The sequence below is a fragment of the Citrobacter amalonaticus Y19 genome (genome assembly GCF_000981805.1).
Taxonomy (GTDB): domain Bacteria; phylum Pseudomonadota; class Gammaproteobacteria; order Enterobacterales; family Enterobacteriaceae; genus Citrobacter_A; species Citrobacter_A amalonaticus_C.
The window spans coordinates 5,158,409-5,176,914 of the sequence record NZ_CP011132.1; the positions used below are offsets into that span (position 1 = coordinate 5,158,409).

At 53.5% G+C, this 18,506-nt stretch carries 24 protein-coding genes; 14 read left to right on the plus strand and 10 right to left on the minus strand.

Annotated features, from left to right (window positions below):
• Positions 1-6: 6 nt before the first annotated feature.
• Together yjfN and bsmA are read right to left on the minus strand one after the other, a co-directional pair.
• The gene (yjfN, locus tag F384_RS24075; RefSeq protein WP_080950102.1) at positions 7-282 is read right to left on the minus strand and encodes a DUF1471 family protease activator YjfN; all 276 of its coding nucleotides are present in this window, start codon (positions 280-282) and stop codon (positions 7-9) included.
• Positions 283-429: 147 nt separating this feature from the next.
• Positions 430-759, minus strand: coding sequence for a biofilm peroxide resistance protein BsmA (gene bsmA / locus F384_RS24080; protein ID WP_046494428.1), 330 nt, complete (start codon positions 757-759; stop codon positions 430-432).
• Positions 760-941: 182 nt separating this feature from the next.
• Between bsmA and yjfP the strand changes: the two genes are divergently transcribed.
• Complete coding sequence (gene yjfP, locus F384_RS24085; protein ID WP_046494432.1) at positions 942-1,691, plus strand: esterase; 750 nt, start codon at positions 942-944, stop codon at positions 1,689-1,691.
• On the opposite strand, the gene ulaR is transcribed toward yjfP, so the two are convergent.
• Together ulaR and ulaG are read right to left on the minus strand one after the other, a co-directional pair.
• The gene (gene ulaR, locus F384_RS24090; protein ID WP_046494435.1) at positions 1,688-2,443 is read right to left on the minus strand and encodes an HTH-type transcriptional regulator UlaR; all 756 of its coding nucleotides are present in this window, start codon (positions 2,441-2,443) and stop codon (positions 1,688-1,690) included. The two genes, yjfP and ulaR, sit on opposite strands and share 4 nt — an antisense overlap.
• 105 nt (positions 2,444-2,548) lie before the next feature.
• Entirely contained in the window at positions 2,549-3,613 is a 1,065-nt protein-coding gene (ulaG, locus tag F384_RS24095) for an L-ascorbate 6-phosphate lactonase (RefSeq protein ID WP_046494439.1), read from the minus strand.
• A 359-nt stretch (positions 3,614-3,972) separates the two neighbouring features.
• Here ulaG and ulaA point away from each other — a divergent pair, with 359 nt between their 5' ends.
• Genes ulaA through ulaD form a run of 4 tightly spaced genes read left to right on the plus strand, consistent with a single transcriptional unit; the run spans position 3,973 to position 6,832 of the window.
• Complete coding sequence (ulaA, locus tag F384_RS24100; RefSeq protein WP_046494442.1) at positions 3,973-5,373, plus strand: PTS ascorbate transporter subunit IIC; 1,401 nt, start codon at positions 3,973-3,975, stop codon at positions 5,371-5,373.
• Between the two features lie 12 nt (positions 5,374-5,385).
• A complete protein-coding gene (gene ulaB, locus F384_RS24105) occupies positions 5,386-5,691 on the plus strand; it encodes a PTS ascorbate transporter subunit IIB (RefSeq protein WP_046494444.1) in 306 nt (101 codons plus the stop codon).
• Positions 5,692-5,700: 9 nt separating this feature from the next.
• Positions 5,701-6,168 carry a PTS ascorbate transporter subunit IIA gene (gene ulaC, locus F384_RS24110; protein WP_046494446.1) on the plus strand — a complete coding sequence of 156 codons (468 nt, stop codon included), beginning with the start codon at positions 5,701-5,703 and terminating at the stop codon, positions 6,166-6,168.
• A 13-nt stretch (positions 6,169-6,181) separates the two neighbouring features.
• Positions 6,182-6,832, plus strand: coding sequence for a 3-keto-L-gulonate-6-phosphate decarboxylase UlaD (gene ulaD, locus F384_RS24115; protein WP_046494449.1), 651 nt, complete (start codon positions 6,182-6,184; stop codon positions 6,830-6,832).
• Between the two features lie 143 nt (positions 6,833-6,975).
• Here ulaD and yjfY read toward each other — a convergent pair whose 3' ends face one another.
• Positions 6,976-7,251, minus strand: coding sequence for a DUF1471 family protein YjfY (gene yjfY, locus F384_RS24120; protein WP_046494452.1), 276 nt, complete (start codon positions 7,249-7,251; stop codon positions 6,976-6,978).
• 300 nt (positions 7,252-7,551) lie between these two features.
• Here yjfY and F384_RS24125 point away from each other — a divergent pair, with 300 nt between their 5' ends.
• From F384_RS24125 to F384_RS24150, 6 genes are all read left to right on the plus strand, one after another.
• Complete coding sequence (locus F384_RS24125; RefSeq protein ID WP_046494455.1) at positions 7,552-8,316, plus strand: TSUP family transporter; 765 nt, start codon at positions 7,552-7,554, stop codon at positions 8,314-8,316.
• 159 nt (positions 8,317-8,475) lie between these two features.
• Positions 8,476-8,871: a 30S ribosomal protein S6 gene (rpsF, locus tag F384_RS24130; protein ID WP_042321529.1), complete on the plus strand. Its 396-nt coding sequence runs from the start codon at positions 8,476-8,478 to the stop codon at positions 8,869-8,871.
• Between the two features lie 6 nt (positions 8,872-8,877).
• Positions 8,878-9,192 carry a primosomal replication protein N gene (priB, locus tag F384_RS24135; protein WP_046494457.1) on the plus strand — a complete coding sequence of 105 codons (315 nt, stop codon included), beginning with the start codon at positions 8,878-8,880 and terminating at the stop codon, positions 9,190-9,192.
• A 4-nt stretch (positions 9,193-9,196) separates the two neighbouring features.
• A complete protein-coding gene (rpsR, locus tag F384_RS24140) occupies positions 9,197-9,424 on the plus strand; it encodes a 30S ribosomal protein S18 (RefSeq protein WP_000135199.1) in 228 nt (75 codons plus the stop codon).
• Between the two features lie 41 nt (positions 9,425-9,465).
• A complete protein-coding gene (gene rplI / locus F384_RS24145; protein ID WP_042999192.1) occupies positions 9,466-9,915 on the plus strand; it encodes a 50S ribosomal protein L9 in 450 nt (149 codons plus the stop codon).
• Between the two features lie 143 nt (positions 9,916-10,058).
• Positions 10,059-10,988, plus strand: coding sequence for a DMT family transporter (locus F384_RS24150; protein WP_046495390.1), 930 nt, complete (start codon positions 10,059-10,061; stop codon positions 10,986-10,988).
• A gap of 93 nt (positions 10,989-11,081) precedes the next feature.
• Here the strand turns inward: F384_RS24150 and F384_RS24155 are convergent, their stop codons facing one another.
• Entirely contained in the window at positions 11,082-11,732 is a 651-nt protein-coding gene (locus tag F384_RS24155) for an OapA family protein (RefSeq protein WP_046495393.1), read from the minus strand.
• Positions 11,733-11,953: 221 nt separating this feature from the next.
• Between F384_RS24155 and fklB the strand changes: the two genes are divergently transcribed.
• Both fklB and cycA read left to right on the plus strand, forming a co-directional pair.
• Positions 11,954-12,574, plus strand: a complete 621-nt coding sequence (gene fklB / locus F384_RS24160) for an FKBP-type peptidyl-prolyl cis-trans isomerase (RefSeq protein ID WP_042321539.1) — start codon at positions 11,954-11,956, stop codon at positions 12,572-12,574.
• A 323-nt stretch (positions 12,575-12,897) separates the two neighbouring features.
• Complete coding sequence (gene cycA / locus F384_RS24165; protein ID WP_046495398.1) at positions 12,898-14,307, plus strand: D-serine/D-alanine/glycine transporter; 1,410 nt, start codon at positions 12,898-12,900, stop codon at positions 14,305-14,307.
• A 99-nt stretch (positions 14,308-14,406) separates the two neighbouring features.
• Here cycA and ytfE read toward each other — a convergent pair whose 3' ends face one another.
• From ytfE to F384_RS24185, 4 genes are all read right to left on the minus strand, one after another.
• Positions 14,407-15,069 (minus strand): iron-sulfur cluster repair protein YtfE, encoded by a 663-nt coding sequence (gene ytfE, locus F384_RS24170; protein ID WP_046495401.1) that lies wholly within the window; start codon positions 15,067-15,069, stop codon positions 14,407-14,409.
• 125 nt (positions 15,070-15,194) lie between these two features.
• Positions 15,195-16,166, minus strand: coding sequence for a DMT family transporter (locus F384_RS24175; protein ID WP_046495406.1), 972 nt, complete (start codon positions 16,164-16,166; stop codon positions 15,195-15,197).
• A 76-nt stretch (positions 16,167-16,242) separates the two neighbouring features.
• A complete protein-coding gene (locus F384_RS24180; protein ID WP_046498575.1) occupies positions 16,243-17,067 on the minus strand; it encodes an AraC family transcriptional regulator in 825 nt (274 codons plus the stop codon).
• A gap of 81 nt (positions 17,068-17,148) precedes the next feature.
• Positions 17,149-17,997, minus strand: a complete 849-nt coding sequence (locus tag F384_RS24185; RefSeq protein WP_046495412.1) for an SDR family oxidoreductase — start codon at positions 17,995-17,997, stop codon at positions 17,149-17,151.
• A gap of 90 nt (positions 17,998-18,087) precedes the next feature.
• On the opposite strand from F384_RS24185, the gene F384_RS24190 reads away from it, so the two are divergent.
• Positions 18,088-18,468: a winged helix-turn-helix transcriptional regulator gene (locus tag F384_RS24190; protein ID WP_042321550.1), complete on the plus strand. Its 381-nt coding sequence runs from the start codon at positions 18,088-18,090 to the stop codon at positions 18,466-18,468.
• Positions 18,469-18,506 lie beyond the last annotated feature (38 nt).

Consider the following 18,506-nt stretch of genomic DNA (forward strand, 5'->3'; position numbering starts at 1 on the left):
AATCTGTTACGCGTAGAGAATGGCTTGTACGCGCCAGTTATCGGGCTGCTGATCTTCGTACATCTGAACGATGCGATACCATGATGCACCTTGTTCATCAGCTTTTAACGCCACGATACGCTCCACATCCTGTGGGTTTCCGGAAATATTACTGACAGAGATCAGGCCAATTTCATTGAGGCCAGTCACGCAATCCGCACTCGCGAATTCGGCAGACTGCGCCGTCGTACTCACCAGTCCGGCAGTTAACAGCAGTGAGGATAAGGCAAGAGATTGTTTCATCGTCAGCTCCATTTTATGTTTCCCCGCAATGCGCAGGGCATTCCATCGCCGAAATAAACGTCCAGCCTCCTGCTGTCGGTTTATTGTGCACAGGTAAACGTATAGAGGCGTAAAGCTACGTGAAATTGGCTTAAATTCCATGAATGACTATTTACGATATAAGATGGCCTGTGAATACCACTGACCCGTCACGATGGTTTCATCAACCAGGACAATAACGTAATAATCGGCTTTCGCTGCGGCGGCTTTCGCTTTGACTTCATCGACGGCATCATCCGGAGAACCTCTGACCAGAGAGGTCACCGTCCCCATCCGTTGCAACCCTTGTGTTTGATCGCGACGAATTTCCTGCGGATGATCAGCGACTGGCGGTGCAGGCTGCGGCGTTCCCTGAAGAATGCTACATCCACTTAACAGCATCACCAATATCAAAGAGGTAAACCGACGCATCACTCTATCTCGTTTCCTGATAGCCATAGTGTAGTGCCTTATTAATTTCCCTTTGGGGGAATGTTCCCAAAATGTTATCTTCCGCGCGATTTTCGAATGAAAATATCGCGAAAGCGTAATCCAGTTCTCAACATTATGAATCGTTGTTGAACACGCCACCTTGTTTAATAATGTGACCCGTGGCATACCAGAGCCAAAAGGGGGCGCAAATGATTGAAATTGAAACACGTCAGTTGGCGGAACATCACCTGCTTCACGCCTTTCCTTCAGGGCAACGCAATACACCGTTGCCGTGTATTGTTTTCTACCACGGATTTACCTCTTCCAGCCTGGTCTACAGCTACTTTGCCGTTGCGCTGGCGCAGGCCGGATTTCGGGTCATTATGCCAGATGCCGCCGAGCATGGAGCGCGTTTCAACGGTGATGCACAAGCGAGAATGGGGCATTTCTGGCAGATTTTGCAACAAAACATGCAGGAATTTACCGCGTTACGTGCGGCTCTGCGTGCAGAAAACTGGCTGCTGGATGACCGCCTCGCGGTCGGGGGTGCATCGATGGGGGCAATGACGGCGCTGGGGATTATGACTCAGCATCCGGAGGTCAACTGTGTCGCCAGCCTGATGGGATCGGGCTATTTTACCCGCCTGGCGCGAACGCTGTTTCCCCCTTTTACCCTGGACACGCCCGCCCGGCAGGAGGCGTTCGACTGCATCATTGCGCCGTTGGCGACGTGGGACGTGTCGCAGCAGCTTGCCCGACTGGCCGACAGACCGCTGCTGTTATGGCATGGTCAGGACGATGACGTCGTTCCGGCGGCGGAAAGTTTCCGTTTGCAGCAGGCGATGATTCAGGCCGGGCTGGACCAGAATCTGACCTGTCAGTGGCAAGCGGGCGTGCGTCATCGCATCACGCCCGAAGCCCTGCGCGCAACGGTGTCGTTTTTCCGTCAGCATCTCTAGACGCGCAGAATGCTAACGCCTTGTGCCTCAAGCTGTTTCAGGATCTCAGGGTTGGCATTTTTGCCGGTGATGAGCATATCTATCTGATCCGCGCGGCTGAACAGCATCCCCGCCCGCTCGCCGACTTTACTGCTGTCGACCAGTACCACCAGCTTACCGACTACGCTCAGCATTTTCTGTTCCGCCATCGCTGTGAGCATATCGGTTTTATACAGTCCGTCGGTTGTCAGCCCTTTACCACTGGTAAACATCCAGTGCCCGGCATAGAGACTGTTTTCACTGCCCTGCGGGCTGAGGGTGATCGACTGGCTCTTATTGTACTGCCCCCCCATGATGATCACGCTTTCATGCTCCTGATCGATCAGGTAATTGGCCAGCGGCAGATAGTTGGTGATGATCTGTACAGGCTTTCCGCACATTTCACGCCCCAGGAGAAACGCGGTAGAACCGCAGTTGATTACCACGCTTTCTCCCGGATTGACCAGTTGAGACGCCGCTTTTGCGATACGCACCTTTTCGTCGTGATTCTGCGCCTGATGCAGGTTCATCGGCGTCCAGCGGGGGCGTGGTAGAGAAATGGCTTCGGCCCCATTACGGACTTTCTTAAGCTTGCCGCTCTCATCAAGTTTGTTGATATCCCGTCGCGCCGTGGCGGGGGAAATCTCCAGGCGTTCGACGACATTCTCTACGGTGACAAATCCCAACTGCGCCAGCATATCCAGTAAGATTTGATGTCTCTGTGCTTCAGTCATGAGCTATTCCGATACAAAATGATTTCAAAAGATGATATTTGAAATAGCCTGAAAATACTAAAGTAAATATGAATAAATGCCGGGAAAATCCCGGCATTTTGCGCATTACAGGAAGGATTTAAACGGCAGATCGGGTTCGATAGTAAAGCAATCATCAAAGCCGCGCGGATAGTGATATTCAAGGTTATCTTTATCCAGAGGCCAGGTAAATTTACCGCCAACCTGCCAGATGAAGGGCTTGAAGCCGTACTTCAGCCTGTCTTTTTTCATTTCCCACAGCACACGGATTTCCTGCGGATCGGCCTGGAAATTTGACCAGATGTCATGATGAAACGGGATCACGACGTTGGTGTTTAATGCTTCCGCCATGCGCAGGATATCGGCACTGGTCATTTTATCGGTAATGCCGCGCGGGTTTTCACCATAAGAACCCAGCGCCACGTCGATCTGATACTCGTTTCCGTGCTTAGCGTAATAGTTGGAGTAGTGCGAATCACCGCTGTGATACAGCGTACCGCCCGGTGTTTTGAACAGATAGTTGACGGCGCGTTCGTCCATGCCATCCGGCAGTACGCCAGCGGCTTTTTGACCGGCAGGCAGGGTAATCAGCGCGGTGCGATCAAAGGCGTCCAGCGCGTGAATCTCAATATCTTTCACTTTCACCACGTCGCCCGGTTTGACCACGATGCAACGTTCTTTCGGCACACCCCAGCCGATCCATAAGTCGACGCAGGTTTTCGGCCCGATAAACGGCACGTCATCCGCGCAGTTCTGTATCACGGCGGCAGCGACGTTTACATCAATATGATCGTTATGATCGTGGGTAGCCAGGACGGCGTCGATCTGACGAATCGCAAACGGATCAAGGACAAATGGCGTGGTGCGCAGGTTAGGCTGCAGTTTTTTTACACCCGCCATGCGTTGCATCTGGTGGCCCTGCTTCATCAGCGGGTTGCTATGGCTCTGTTTGCCTGTACCGCACCAGAAGTCCACGCAAATGTTGGTTGCGCCCTGCGATTTCAGCCAGATACCGGTGCAGCCCAGCCACCACATGGCAAAGGTTCCCGGAGCGACCTGCTCCTGTTCGATCTCTTCATTCAGCCAGCTACCCCACTCCGGGAAGGTGTTCAGAACCCATGACTCACGGGTGATGGTGTTTACTTTACTCATCGTTTTGACTCCTGATTAAATCAAAAGTAATCATAAAATGATTTGATGTGATTTATGTTGGCATCATTTTGATCGCGTTGCAACGAATAAATAAAGGGGGGTTAACCTCATGACATCACTGTAAGTTTCAAATTTCATTGATTTTTTATAGAGTGACTCATGTTAACTAAATGAATTGTAAGAAGTAAATTGTTATTTTGATGACACGCTAAGGTTCATTGCTCATCCCCGGGAAATAATTTGCGTGATAGGTCACAAATAATCAAATTCAATCTTGTTGTGATTATTTTTGATTACTAAAGTGATGGCGCTAACCTCGCAGGGATTATCCCTCATGTTCCCATTTTCTGGAGAGAGTTATGGAGATCCTCTACAACGTCTTTACCGTTTTCTTTAATCAGGTAATGACGAATGCTCCGCTGCTGCTGGGTATTGTGACGTGCCTGGGCTACATCCTGTTGCGCAAAAGCGTCAGTGTAATTATCAAAGGCACCATTAAAACGATTATCGGTTTTATGCTGTTGCAGGCCGGTTCCGGCATTCTGACCAGCACGTTCAAACCGGTGGTGGCGAAAATGTCCGAGGTATACGGTATTAACGGTGCTATCTCTGACACCTACGCATCCATGATGGCGACTATCGAGCGCATGGGGGATGCCTATAGCTGGGTGGGGTATGCGGTGCTGCTGGCTTTGGCTCTGAACATTTGCTACGTGTTGCTACGCCGTATCACCGGCATTCGCACCATCATGCTTACGGGCCACATTATGTTCCAGCAGGCAGGGTTGATTGCCGTTACGCTGTTCATCTTTGGTTATTCGATGTGGACCACCATTATTTGCACTGCAATCATGGTTTCACTGTACTGGGGCATCACCTCCAACATGATGTACAAGCCGACCCAGGAAGTGACCGATGGCTGTGGTTTCTCCATTGGCCACCAACAGCAGTTTGCGTCGTGGATTGCTTATAAAATCGCGCCATATCTGGGTAAAAAAGAGGAGAGCGTGGAAGACCTCAAACTGCCCGGTTGGCTGAATATCTTCCACGACAACATCGTCTCTACGGCGATTGTTATGACCCTCTTCTTCGGTGCGATTTTGCTCTCCTTCGGTATTGATACTGTGCAGGCTATGGCCGGCAAAGTGCACTGGACTATCTACATCCTGCAAACTGGCTTTGCTTTTGCGGTGGCGATTTTCATTATCACCCAGGGCGTGCGCATGTTCGTTGCGGAACTCTCTGAAGCATTCAACGGTATCTCCCAACGCCTGATTCCGGGGGCGGTTCTGGCAATTGACTGTGCAGCTATCTACAGCTTTGCACCGAATGCCGTGGTTTGGGGTTTTATGTGGGGCACCGTAGGTCAACTGATTGCGGTGGGTATTCTGGTGGGCTGTGGTTCCTCCATTCTGATTATTCCTGGTTTTATCCCGATGTTCTTCTCCAACGCCACTATCGGTGTGTTCGCGAACCACTTTGGCGGTTGGCGTGCGGCACTCAAAATTTGTCTGGTGATGGGAATGATTGAAATCTTTGGCTGCGTCTGGGCGGTGAAACTGACCGGTATGAGCGCCTGGATGGGTATGGCGGACTGGTCGATTCTGGCACCGCCGATGATGCAGGGGTTCTGGTCCATCGGTATCGCGTTTATGGCCGTCATCATCGTTATTGCACTGGTTTATATGGTCTTCGCCGGGCGTACGCTGCGTGCTGAAGAAGACGCGGAAAAACAACTGGCAGAGGCTTCTGCCAAATAAGGAGTCTTGATTATGACCGTACGTATTCTGGCTGTATGTGGTAACGGGCAGGGCAGCTCCATGATCATGAAGATGAAAGTGGACCAGTTTTTAACCCAGTCAAACATTGACCACACGGTAAACAGTTGTGCAGTGGGTGAATACAAAAGTGAACTGAGCGGCGCGGATATCATCATTGCTTCCACCCATATTGCCGGCGAGATCAGCGTGACGGGTAATAAATATGTGGTGGGTGTGCGCAACATGCTTTCGCCCGCTGATTTCGGGCCGAAACTGCTGGAGGTGATCAACGCGCATTTCCCGCACGAGATGAAGTAAGGGCACAACATGAAACTACGTGATTCGCTGGCGGAGAATAAATCTATCCGTTTACAGGCTGAGGCTAATACCTGGCAGGAAGCCGTGAAAATCGGTGTCGATCTGCTGGTGGCCGCAGACGTGGTCGAGCCTCGCTACTACCAGGCCATTCTGGATGGCGTGGCACAGTTTGGCCCCTATTTTGTTATTGCCCCCGGTCTGGCAATGCCGCATGGTCGCCCGGAAGAGGGCGTCAAGAAAACAGGGTTCTCACTGGTGACGCTGAAAACGCCGTTGTCGTTCAACCATGAAGATAACGATCCGGTCGATATCCTGATCACCATGGCGGCGGTGGACGCCAACACGCATCAGGAGGTGGGCATCATGCAGATCGTCAATCTGTTTGAAGATGAAGCGAATTTTGACCGTTTGCGGGCCTGCCGTACCGAGCAGGCCGTGCTGGAGTTAATTGACCGCACCAACGCGGCCTCCATTTAAGAGGGGAAACACGATGTCCTTACCTATGTTACAGGTCGCGCTGGATAACCAAACGCTCTCCAGTGCCTACGAAACCACTCGTTTAATCGCCGAAGAGGTCGATATCATCGAAGTCGGCACCATTTTGTGTGTTGGTGAAGGCGTACGTGCGGTTCGAGACCTGAAAGCACTCTATCCGCACAAAATCGTATTGGCAGATGCAAAAATTGCCGATGCCGGAAAAATCCTCTCTCGCATGTGTTTTGAAGCCAATGCCGATTGGGTGACGGTGATTTGCTGTGCGGATATCAACACCGCCAAAGGCGCGCTGGATGTGGCGAAGGAGTTCAATGGTGACGTTCAAATCGAACTGACCGGCTACTGGACCTGGGAACAGGCGCAGGCGTGGCGCAATGCAGGTATTCAACAGGTGGTTTATCACCGCAGTCGCGACGCGCAAGCCGCAGGCGTGGCGTGGGGCGACGCTGATATCAGCGCTATCCAGCGTCTGTCTGATATGGGCTTTAACGTTACCGTCACAGGCGGCCTGGCGCTGGAAGATCTGCCATTGTTCGCCGGTATTCCGATCCACGTTTTTATCGCGGGTCGTAGCATTCGTGATGCGGCATCTCCGGTTGAAGCCGCGCGTCAGTTCAAACGCGCCATCGCGGAACTGTGGGGCTAAGGAGCGGCTATGTTGTTGAAACATAACCTGCCTCGTATTGATGAGAAAAATGGCTCAGGTTATGGCGTCGTTAAGGCAAAAAAAGCCCCCTGAACAGGGGGCAAGTCAAACTATGGCTTTCTTTTCGTTGGACTTTCCTGGTGCTAGCGATAAATATCCGCGCTGGCGTGGATGTTGCCGTTGCTACCGGGTTCCCGCATCAGGATAACGTGGTAGTACGTTGCGCCTTGCGCGTCGGTTTCTTCATTCAGGGCCTGACCTGCTTCACTTTCAGTGGCGAAGTTATGATTGATGTAAATCACGCCTAAGCTCTGCACATCATCCATGTTTCTGGCTTGCTGGTGGTCTATTTCAATGGCGGCGAGTGTATTTGCACTGAGCAACAGTCCCGCCAGAAGGGTGACAAAACGGATTCGCATACCTACCTCCTCGACAGCTGACTCTGATTAGCGATTTCTCCTGTAAGTCGATAACGTCTGATTTAATTTTAATCGCTACTTTGTCGGTCGATAGTGACCATTTCTGATGCAGTTGTTCAAAAAAATACCGCAACCCGCTCTTCTTGTGAGTTAACAATCGGCTAACCCGTTTCGCTGCGGCTAAAAATACCTGTTTTTCTGGCAAGAACACTTACCGAATCGTCAATATCGCTACCGGCCATCGCCGCTTATAGTGAGCCGAAACATAAAGTTAACTTTATGATAATAAGGCAAAAAGATATGGATACTTCATTCATGGATTTCAGCTACTTCGCCATCATGTTTATGGTGTCGCTGATAGCGGGTTTTATTAATGTGGTTTCAGGCGGCGGAGGGTTTTTATCGATTGGGGCGCTGTTGATCTCAGGATTACCGCCGGCCAATGCGCTGGCGACCAATAAGATTCAGGCTCTGGGCAGCTCACTGACGTCGGGGATCTACTTTCTGCGTCGTGGGCATATCAACGTACAGCAGCATAAGTATGTCTTTTTAGCGGCATTTGTGGGATCGGCGCTGGGGACGACACTGATCCAGTTCATTGAGCCGGAACTGCTGAGAAAGCTGTTGCCGGTACTCATCATTGCGGTGGCGCTCTACTTTATTTTTGCCCCCAATCTCACCGAACCGAAAAAGAAGCAGCAGGTGTCGCTGTTTCTTTTTTCCCTGGTAGGGGGAGGGTGTGTCGGTTTTTATGACGGATTCCTTGGCGCTGGCGCCGGTTCCTTTTATACCCTGAGCTACATCCTGCTGTGGGGTTACAGTATCGATAAGGCGCAAATTCACTCTAATTTCATCAACCTTGCGTCTAACATCGCTTCTATTCTGTTCTTCATTTTTGGCGGCAAGATGATTTGGTCGCTGGGCCTGGTGATGTTCGTCGGGCAGGCGCTTGGCGCTCGTCTGGGGGCGACGGTCGTACTCACGCGCGGCAAGAAAGTCATCAGGCCGATGATCGTGATTGTCTCCATCTGCATCAGCGGCAAGATGCTGTTGGATATGTATTGAGGGCGTCCTGACAAATATTCCTGGAATCACCTTGAGTTTGCGGCCTGACACCAGTATTATGACGCGTCAATTTTTCAGCCGACCTTTAACACGTTCCTTGCCTCCATGGGCCGCGGCTGACCCAGACAGGAGGCTGAATAATCCGTAAGGAGCAATTCGATGCGTCATTACGAAATCGTTTTTATGGTCCATCCTGACCAGAGCGAACAGGTTCCGGGTATGATCGAGCGTTACTCTGCTGCCATCACTGGTGCAGAAGGCAAGATCCACCGTCTGGAAGACTGGGGCCGCCGTCAGCTGGCTTACCCGATCAACAAACTGCACAAAGCACACTACGTTCTGCTGAACGTTGAAGCTCCGCAGGAAGTGATCGATGAGCTGGAAACAACTTTCCGCTTCAACGACGCCGTTATCCGCAGCATGGTAATGCGTACTAAGCACGCTGTTACCGAAGCATCTCCGATGGTTAAAGCGAAAGACGAGCGCCGTGAGCGTCGCGATGATTTCGCAAACGAAACCGCAGATGATGCTGAAGCTGGGGATTCTGAAGAGTAATTTCTGATGACCAACCGTCTGGTGTTGTCCGGCACCGTGTGCAGGCCCCCCCTTCGAAAGGTCAGTCCATCAGGAATTCCGCACTGCCAGTTCGTGCTTGAGCATCGTTCTGTGCAGGAGGAAGCCGGATTTCACCGGCAGGCGTGGTGCCAAATGCCCGTTATTGTTAGCGGACACGAAAACCAGGCCATTACTCACAGTATAACGGTCGGTAGCGCAGTGACCGTTCAGGGGTTCATCTCTTGCCACAAGGCAAAGAACGGCCTGAGCAAAATGGTTCTGCATGCCGAGCAGATTGAATTGATAGATTCTGGAGACTAGCCATATGGCACGTTATTTCCGTCGTCGCAAGTTCTGCCGTTTCACCGCGGAAGGCGTTCAAGAGATCGACTATAAAGATATCGCTACGCTGAAAAACTACATCACCGAAAGCGGTAAGATTGTCCCAAGCCGTATCACCGGTACCCGTGCAAAATACCAGCGTCAGCTGGCTCGCGCTATCAAACGCGCTCGCTACCTGTCTCTGCTGCCGTACACTGATCGTCATCAGTAATCGGTCACGGTCCATTAATACGACTTTGAGAGGATAAGGTAATGCAAGTTATTCTGCTTGATAAAGTAGCAAACCTGGGTAGCCTGGGTGATCAGGTTAACGTTAAAGCGGGTTATGCTCGTAACTTCCTGGTACCACAGGGTAAAGCTGTTCCTGCTACCAAGAAAAACGTTGAATACTTCGAAGCACGTCGCGCTGAACTGGAAGCCAAACTGGCTGACGTTCTGGCTGCTGCAAATGCACGCGCAGAGAAAATCAACGCACTGGAAACCGTTACCATCACGTCTAAAGCAGGCGACGAAGGTAAACTGTTCGGTTCCATCGGTACCCGCGACATCGCTGATGCAGTGACTGCAGCTGGCGTTGAAGTGGCTAAGAGCGAAGTTCGTCTGCCGAACGGCGTTCTGCGTACCACTGGTGAGCATGAAGTGGACTTCCAGGTTCACAGCGAAGTATTCGCTAAGCTGACCATTAACGTGGTTGCAGAATAAGTTTTTATTCTGACAATTGCGTAAGAAACGCCGACCTTGTGTCGGCGTTTTGCTTTTCTGCCCCCTCATTATTCGCGCTGGCTATTCTTTATCCTTTTCGGGATAATCACTGAAAATAAAACATAATTTCAATATGGTGATGAATGGACACTCCGCACCCACAACCTCTGTTTGCGCGTAAGAATGTCGTCTGGCTGAGTGCGGCGTTTTGTTGTCTGCTCTGGGGCAGCGCCTATCCGGCCATAAAGAGCGGTTATGAGATCTTCCAGATAGCGACTGATGATATCCCCTCCAAAATTGTTTTCGCCGGATACCGCTTCTTGTTCGCTGGCCTGCTGTTACTCCTGCTGGCGATGGCGCAGCGTAAGCCGATAGGCCGCCTGAGTTCCCGGCAGTTTGGGCAACTGACGCTGTTGGGGGTAACACAGACCTCGCTGCAATACATCTTCTTTTATATCGGCCTGGCGTTCACTACCGGCGTGAAAGGGTCAATCATGAACGCCACGGGCACCTTCTTCAGCGTGCTGCTGGCGCATTTCATCTACCAGAACGATAAGCTGAGCTACAACAAAACGCTGGGCTGCATTCTCGGTTTTGCCGGTGTGATGGTGGTGAACTTCAACAGCGGGCTGCTGGATTTTAGTTTTACTCTGGCGGGCGATGGCTCGATTGTGCTGGCGGCATTTATTCTCTCCGCTGCGACGCTTTACGGTAAGCGACTCTCACAAACCGTGGATCCGACGGTGATGACGGGCTACCAGCTAGGGATTGGCGGGCTGGTGCTGATGATCGGTGGTTATGCGTTTGGCGGCACGCTGAACGTCCACGGACTCGCGTCGGTGGCGATTCTCGGTTACCTGACGTTGCTCTCTTCGGTAGCGTTTGCGCTGTGGAGCATCCTGCTCAAGTACAACCGCGTGGGGATGATTGCGCCGTTTAACTTCCTGATCCCGGTCTCTGGTGCGGTGCTGTCCGCGATTTTCCTTGGCGAGAATATCCTGGAGTGGAAATACGCAATTGCACTGCTGCTGGTGTGCTCGGGGATATGGTGGGTCAATAAGGTGAAGCGGTAACAGTGAAGTTGCAGGCCGGATAAGCCAAAGTCGCCATCCGGCACTGCGCTGACATGCCTGATGGCGCTGCGCATCAGGCTACGGCAACAGGCGTTAACGTGCGCGGATAAAGCTGCCGTCGGGCTGACGGGTAAACAATACCTGCTGATTGTTTCCGGTATCGATGGTCAACCCGGTTACCACACCATTCGCATTCTGACGAATTTGCACCATCTGCCCATTTTGCAGACTGCTGAGCGGCTTGCCCGCACCTTCAACCTGCGCCATTGCGTACACGTCCGTTGGCGGCAGTCCGTGATCGCGGAACAGTTGCGCCATCGTTTTACCTGCCTCGACGCGATAAGAGCGCCACTGCTGGTCAATGCCGCTGTTTTGCTGGAAAGGCTGGGTTTGCGGTTGCTGTGCCTGAGGCTGCTCTTCTGGCTGGCCTTCCTGAATGGGTTCCGGCGCGACGGGGGCGACTTGCCCTGGATCGTTTTGCGGGGCGACAAGCTGGGCCTGAAGTTGTGCTTCGGTCGGCGGTTGAGGCTGTGACTGAGACTGGAGATCCAACTGCGCGTTGCGGGGTACCGCTGGCGCATCGTTCGTGTCGCCTGAGGGGAGCAGGAAACCGACGACCAGCACAATCGCCGCAATGATAATGCCGCGGCGATGCATAGACGGAAGCGGATCCATAATGCGAAAATTGTCCGGTGCATGCCAGATTTTCGCCAGGGTTGATTTTAATTCAAAGCGCCCGGGCATGGCTTTCCTCCTGCTCCGCGTCTCGTTCCTCAATCATAGAGTATAGACAGCTAACGCTATGATGTTCGTGATATTCCCCGTTTTTGGCACATCTCCAGGGCGATATCCCTATTGTTTCTTTTTCGTCGTGATTTGTCATCCTCTCCGAGACAACATTTTACCGGGAGAAGCCTGGCTGTTATGCTGCCCGCTACTTTTTATATCCGATGAAAGGAAATACGATGGCAACCCCGACTTTTGACACTATCGAAGCGCAAGCAAGCTACGGCATTGGTTTGCAGGTAGGACAGCAACTGAGCGAATCCGGACTGGAAGGGCTGTTGCCTGAAGCGCTGGTTGCCGGTATTGCTGACGCGCTGGAAGGCAAGCAGCCAGCCGTGCCGGTTGATGTAGTACATCGCGCGCTGCGTGAGATTCATGAACGTGCGGATGCCGTACGTCGTGAACGCTTCCAGGCGATGGCTGCCGATGGCGTGAAGTATCTGGAACAAAACCGTGAGAAAGACGGTGTGAACAGCACGGAGTCGGGTTTGCAATTCCGCGTGCTGACCCAGGGCGAAGGCGCTATCCCGGCCCGTACTGACCGCGTTCGCGTTCACTACACCGGTAAACTGATCGATGGTACTGTCTTTGACAGCTCCGTTGCGCGCGGCGAACCGGCTGAATTCCCGGTAAACGGCGTTATTCCTGGCTGGATTGAAGCCCTGACCCTGATGCCGGTTGGCTCTAAATGGGAACTGACCATTCCTCAGGAACTGGCTTACGGCGAACGTGGCGCCGGTGCCTCGATCCCGCCGTTCAGCACCCTGGTGTTTGACGTAGAGCTGCTGGAAATCCTGTAAGCAGTCACTTCTGTTCCCCTCCACGTCGGAGGGGAACGAAAAAGATGTCATCACGCTGCCTGAACGCCAGATATCGGAATTTTATCTTGCAAATGCATCAGTTGCGTGTATTTTTGTGAGCTAATTCGCGTTACCAGAGTGATATGACACTCACTTTAAACATATAATTAACATAATATCTAAATCTTAGTATTCATCCCGCCGATTCTTACCTAATATCGATGAGTCCTGAAAACAGGATCGTCGTATCATAGTGATACACAACAGACGCATTAAAGGCCGTAGAGCCCGCACAACACTGACAGGTACAGGAAGAATAAAACATGGTAGATCAGGTAAAAGTCGCTGCCGACGAACAGGCTCCGACTGAACAGTCGTTACGGCGCAATCTCACAAACCGACACATCCAGCTTATTGCCATCGGCGGCGCCATTGGTACAGGCCTGTTTATGGGCTCGGGTAAAACCATCAGCCTCGCCGGGCCGTCGATCATTTTTGTTTATATGATCATCGGCTTTATGCTCTTTTTCGTGATGCGTGCAATGGGAGAATTGCTGCTCTCGAATCTGGAATACAAATCGTTTAGCGACTTTGCTTCGGACCTGCTGGGACCGTGGGCAGGTTATTTCACCGGCTGGACCTACTGGTTCTGCTGGGTGGTCACCGGGATGGCGGATGTTGTCGCCATTACCGCCTACGCGCAGTTCTGGTTCCCCGGCCTTTCCGACTGGGTCGCCTCACTGGCGGTGGTGGTCCTGCTGCTGAGCCTCAATCTTGCCACCGTGAAAATGTTCGGTGAGATGGAGTTCTGGTTCGCGATGATCAAAATCGTCGCCATCGTGTCGCTGATCATTGTCGGCCTGGTGATGATTGCCATGCACTTCCAGTCGCCAACCGGTGTGGAAGCCTCGTTTGCGCATCTGTGGAATGACGGCGGCTGGTTCCCGAAAGGCATTAGCGGCTTCTTTGCCGGTTTCCAGATTGCGGTATTCGCCTTTGTGGGGATCGAACTGGTTGGGACGACGGCAGCGGAAACTAAAGATCCGGAGAAATCCCTGCCGCGCGCCATCAACTCGATTCCGATTCGTATCATCATGTTCTACGTCTTTGCGCTGATCGTCATTATGTCCGTGACGCCGTGGAGTTCCGTGGTGCCGGATAAGAGCCCATTCGTTGAGCTGTTCGTGCTGGTGGGCCTGCCTGCCGCCGCGAGCGTGATTAACTTCGTGGTCCTGACGTCTGCCGCTTCTTCAGCAAACAGTGGCGTGTTCTCCACCAGCCGTATGCTGTTTGGTCTGGCGCAGGAAGGCGTGGCACCGAAAGCGTTCGCTAAGCTGTCTAAACGCGCGGTACCGGCAAAAGGGCTGACCTTCTCCTGTATCTGCCTGCTGGGCGGCGTGGTCATGCTGTATGTCAATCCGAGCGTGATTGGCGCGTTCACCATGATCACCACCGTATCGGCGATCCTGTTTATGTTCGTCTGGACCATCATCCTGTGCTCATATCTGGTGTATCGCAAACAGCGTCCGCATCTGCATGAGAAGTCGATCTACAAAATGCCGCTGGGTAAAGTGATGTGCTGGGTCTGCATGGCGTTCTTCGCCTTCGTTCTGGTGCTGCTGACCCTTGAGGACGACACCCGTCAGGCGCTGATCGTCACGCCGCTGTGGTTCATCGCGCTGGGTCTGGGTTGGTGGCTGATTGGTAAGAAGCGGATGGCAGGGGTTCGTTAATCGGATTGCCGGATGGCGCTGCGCTCATCCGGCCTACAAAACGTCTATACGGTGAGTTCCCATAGGCCCGGTAAGCGCTAGCGCCACCGGGCATTTTATTTACTCCCCCGCCAGTGCGCGCGGGAACAGCACATTATTTTCCAGGCTGATGTGTTCCATCAGGTCATCAATCATCTCGTTGATACCGTTGTACATCGCTTTCCAGGTGGTGCACGCTTCTGGCGGGATCGTCACATTCTGGGTGGTGTGTTTAATCACTTCCAGCAGTTCTCCCGCGTCATCATGCTCGCTTTCCATGACGCTGATCGGCCCCATCGCCTGGCTGCCCATGCCCTGTTTGATCATCGGGAACAGAATCTGCTCCTCTTTCATCATGTGGCTGGAAAGCTCCTGATGCAGCATGGTCAGATACTTCGCCAGACCTTTCGGTACATTGGGCTTATCGGCATGAACGCGTTCAACTTTGGTGGCCTGCAGGATCAGTTCCGGCAGTTGCTCGCGGTGTCTGTCGTGATAACGAACAATGATGTGGTCGATAATGTCGGTCAGCGGCGCGGTGCGCCAGTCTTTATCGATCGGCTGTTGTGCCAGTTGTGCCAACTGCGCTTCGATGGCATCAACATCCAGCTCTTTACGGGCGGCAGCACGCGCCAGCGTCTGCTTACCGCCACAGCAGTAATCCATATCGTACTTACGAAACAGTGCCGAAGCGCGAGGGATAGAGAGCGCCAGTTCACCTAAAGGTTGATCGCGATAAGCCATAGCCGTTACCTCATTCTCAATAATATAAAGTGCATTTTAAATACATCTTTAATCGGACGCCATAACTCTTTCGGGGCAGAACCTTTTGTGATGGCGCAACAACGAACGAGAATACGGGGGGCGGGTTAACTGCCCGGCTCTGAAAGTGGAATGACGCGCGGTTTTTCCGGTTTCGCTCTGACCGCTACCACCACGCCGACCATCAGCAAGGCGATACCGCTAAGGGTCAGAACAGGGGGAAGGGCCTGGCGCAAGAGGAAGGTGTACAGCAAGCCCGCCAGCGTTTCGAACACGATCAACGGGCCGAGGATCACCGTCGGTAATCGCTGGCTGGCAATATTCCAGCACAGTGCGCCTACCCATGAACACAGCACCGCAATCGCCACCATCAGTCCGACAAACACCGCCGGGCGCGGGCCGAACGGTAGTGCGAAATCGGGTGTTTGTCCGTGCAGCCAGAGGCAGGCGATGAGGTAGCCCAGCAGCGACACGGGCAGTGTCACCAGCGCCTGCGCGGTCGCCCACATCATCGGGTGTTTATCCGGATTCTCCCGCAGCCAGCGGGCATTGCGCAGCGCATACCAGGCCCAGCACACGACCGACACCAGCGCCAGCGCAATACCGGAACCGTAACGCCAGCCGCTAAAATCAGGCAAACCCTGATTGAGTTCCGCAATGTTCACGCACAACAGTCCGATGCCAATCAGCACCAGCGCGGGTGCCAGTCGTCGCCAGGAGAGCCTGCCGTCGCGATGGCTGTACAGCAGGTTGGCAAACACCGGAATGACGACCGGCAGCGTGCCGATGATCATCGTTGAGACAGGCGCGCCGGTGCGCTGAATGGCGCTGGCAAGGCAGACGTAGTAAATCAGGTTGCCCATCATGGTCAGCGCCAGCGCGGTCAGCCAGTCTTTCGCTGAAAGTTGTCGCAGGCGCCCGCGTCCGAGCCACGCCAGCGGCAGCGCAATCAGGCCTAACGCCAGGTAGCGCCCCATCGACTGCAACACCGCCGGATATTCCGGCACGATCAACGGCCCGACAAAAATCAGTCCCCACATCAACCCTGCCAGCAGGGCGTACAACACACCGCTAATCATGCTTCACATCCACAGCGTTAAACATGACGAAAAGTGTAGGCAGGGAACCGGTGCGCGTATTGTATGAGCTTGCGCATTAGCGCGAATAAACCTGCTTTTGATAGCGTACGGGAGTAATGCCATAGCGATGGGTAAAGGCGCGAGTGAGGTGAGACTGATCGGTGAGGCCGGTCGCGGCGGCAACGTCCGCAGCGGGCATGCCGAGTGTCAGAAACCCTTTCGCTCGCCACAGGCGGATCGCCATCAGCATCTGATGCGGCGTCACGTGGAAATGGGCCTTGAACTGACGCTGAAAATGCCAGGGGCTGAGTGAGACAACGCGCGCCAGTTCGTCGAGAGTGATCGGGCGCATGTAGTTGTCATGCAAGTAGTCGCGCACGCGCTCAAAGCGATGCGCGCCTTCCTGCGACACCGGGGCATGACGCGCCAGTGGCTGGAAGGTGTTGATCAGCTCCAACAGCAGCCCTTTTTGTGCCAAGGGATCGTCGGTGTGCCACAGGCCGTGGATTAACGAACAGATCTGACGCGAGCGGAGCGGATCGTGACGCGTGACGTCATGAAACCACCAGTGACGGATGCCGGTCACCTCTTCCAGCAGATCGGGCTCCAGATAGATCATCCGGTAACGCCAGCCGTCGGCGGTTTCGGCCTCGCCGGTATGCAACTCATCCGGATTCATCGTCACGACCGAGTGGGCAGGGGCAACGTATTGCGTGCCGCGATAGCGGAAGCGCTCGGCGCCAGCTTCTATCGCGCCAATGCCGAACGCTTCGTGGGTGTGGGGTTCAAAGGCGTAGCGTGAAATGTGCGCATGATACAACTCCACGCCCGGTACCTGCGCCAGATGGCGAAAGCGGGCGCTGTCTTTTTCATCGCTGAACTGCTCTGGTACACCTTGCACGTTGTCTCTCCCCACGCATCATCCTGTCATTATCAGAGAGGATGCGCGGGGATGCCACCATAATTAACCGATTTTTAACACTTACAGGATGCCTTTGACGCTTTCAGCCAGCGGAGTGGTTGGGCGACCGATCAGTTTGCTCAGCGTGTGGCTGTCATCGAACAGACCGCCTTTGGATGCCCCGGTGTCTGAATCGGCCAGCATATCCGCCAGACCCGCTGGCAGGCCTGCGCCCTTCAACGCGGCGGCGAAATCCGCTTCGCTCAGGTTCTGATAGACGACCTGTTTACCGCTTTGTTTGCTCAGTTCAGCAGCCAGTTGGCTCAGCGTCCAGGAGTCATCGCCTGCCAGTTCATACACTTTCCCGGCATGGCCTTCTGTACTGATAACCTGTGCGGCTGCAGCGGCGTAGTCAGCGCGGGTTGCGGAAGCAATTCTGCCCTCGCCAGCAGCACCGATAAACACGCCATGCTCAAGCGCTGGGGGGGCGCTGGCAAGATAGTTTTCGGTATACCAACCGTTACGCAGCAGCGCGTAAGCAATACCTGAGTCCGCCAGCATCTTCTCGGTTTCGACGTGTTCGACGTGCAGGCCCAGCGGGGAACGGTCGGCATGCAACAGGCTGGTGTAAGCGATAAATTTCACTTTCGCCGCCTTCGCTGCATTAATGACATTACGGTGCTGAGCGGCACGCTGTCCCACTTCGCTGGAGGAAATCAACAGCAGCTTGTCGACACCCTGCAACGCCTGGGTGAATGCGGTTTCGTCGCGGTAATCCGCCTGACGTACGGTGATCCCCTGTTGGCTTAATGCGGTGGCTTTCGCCGGGTTACGAACGATCGCGACAATCTGGCTGGCAGGAACGGTTTTCAGCAGATTCTCAATAACGTGTTGGCCCAGTTGGCCCGTTGCGCCGGTAATAGCAATCATAGGGTGACTCCTTAATGTGTCGCTTGTGTTTTATAAAGCTAGCACTTAAACTTACTTTTAGTAAGTACGTACAAAAAGGTAAGTATAAAGATGAGTGCATCGACCCTTTCTCAACAACTCCGTGACGGCAATTTGTTTGCCGAGCAGTGTCCGTCGCGTGAGGTGTTAAAGCATGTAACCAGTCGCTGGGGCGTGTTGATTCTGGTGGCGCTGCGTGACGGTACTCACCGTTTCAGCGATCTGCGCCGTAAAATGGGCGGCGTGAGCGAGAAGATGCTGGCACAGTCGCTGCAGGCGCTGGAACAGGATGGGTTTATCAACCGGGTGTCGTATCCGGTGGTGCCGCCGCACGTGGAGTACAGCCTGACTCCGCTGGGCGAGCAGGTCAGTGATAAAGTCGCCGCACTGGCGGACTGGATTGAGTTAAATTTGCCGCAGGTGTTAGCACAACGGGAAGAACGGGCGGCGTAAAACGTGGCCGGATGGCGGCGTGCCATCCGGCATTAACG

Coding starts and splice junctions, on each gene's coding strand:
- F384_RS24190 (WP_042321550.1), top strand. CDS start 18,088: ATGAGTGCATCGACCCTTTCTCAACAACTCCGTGACGGCAATTTGTTT.
- ulaA (WP_046494442.1), top strand. CDS start 3,973: ATGGAGATCCTCTACAACGTCTTTACCGTTTTCTTTAATCAGGTAATG.
- F384_RS24150 (WP_046495390.1), top strand. CDS start 10,059: ATGGACACTCCGCACCCACAACCTCTGTTTGCGCGTAAGAATGTCGTC.
- rpsF (WP_042321529.1), top strand. CDS start 8,476: ATGCGTCATTACGAAATCGTTTTTATGGTCCATCCTGACCAGAGCGAA.
- bsmA (WP_046494428.1), bottom strand. CDS start 759: ATGGCTATCAGGAAACGAGATAGAGTGATGCGTCGGTTTACCTCTTTG.
- ulaR (WP_046494435.1), bottom strand. CDS start 2,443: ATGACTGAAGCACAGAGACATCAAATCTTACTGGATATGCTGGCGCAG.
- F384_RS24185 (WP_046495412.1), bottom strand. CDS start 17,997: ATGATTGCTATTACCGGCGCAACGGGCCAACTGGGCCAACACGTTATT.
- yjfY (WP_046494452.1), bottom strand. CDS start 7,251: ATGCGAATCCGTTTTGTCACCCTTCTGGCGGGACTGTTGCTCAGTGCA.
- F384_RS24125 (WP_046494455.1), top strand. CDS start 7,552: ATGGATACTTCATTCATGGATTTCAGCTACTTCGCCATCATGTTTATG.
- ytfE (WP_046495401.1), bottom strand. CDS start 15,069: ATGGCTTATCGCGATCAACCTTTAGGTGAACTGGCGCTCTCTATCCCT.
- rplI (WP_042999192.1), top strand. CDS start 9,466: ATGCAAGTTATTCTGCTTGATAAAGTAGCAAACCTGGGTAGCCTGGGT.
- F384_RS24175 (WP_046495406.1), bottom strand. CDS start 16,166: ATGATTAGCGGTGTGTTGTACGCCCTGCTGGCAGGGTTGATGTGGGGA.
- fklB (WP_042321539.1), top strand. CDS start 11,954: ATGGCAACCCCGACTTTTGACACTATCGAAGCGCAAGCAAGCTACGGC.
- yjfN (WP_080950102.1), bottom strand. CDS start 282: ATGAAACAATCTCTTGCCTTATCCTCACTGCTGTTAACTGCCGGACTG.
- cycA (WP_046495398.1), top strand. CDS start 12,898: ATGGTAGATCAGGTAAAAGTCGCTGCCGACGAACAGGCTCCGACTGAA.
- F384_RS24155 (WP_046495393.1), bottom strand. CDS start 11,732: ATGCCCGGGCGCTTTGAATTAAAATCAACCCTGGCGAAAATCTGGCAT.
- ulaB (WP_046494444.1), top strand. CDS start 5,386: ATGACCGTACGTATTCTGGCTGTATGTGGTAACGGGCAGGGCAGCTCC.
- ulaG (WP_046494439.1), bottom strand. CDS start 3,613: ATGAGTAAAGTAAACACCATCACCCGTGAGTCATGGGTTCTGAACACC.
- ulaC (WP_046494446.1), top strand. CDS start 5,701: ATGAAACTACGTGATTCGCTGGCGGAGAATAAATCTATCCGTTTACAG.
- priB (WP_046494457.1), top strand. CDS start 8,878: ATGACCAACCGTCTGGTGTTGTCCGGCACCGTGTGCAGGCCCCCCCTT.
- ulaD (WP_046494449.1), top strand. CDS start 6,182: ATGTCCTTACCTATGTTACAGGTCGCGCTGGATAACCAAACGCTCTCC.
- yjfP (WP_046494432.1), top strand. CDS start 942: ATGATTGAAATTGAAACACGTCAGTTGGCGGAACATCACCTGCTTCAC.
- rpsR (WP_000135199.1), top strand. CDS start 9,197: ATGGCACGTTATTTCCGTCGTCGCAAGTTCTGCCGTTTCACCGCGGAA.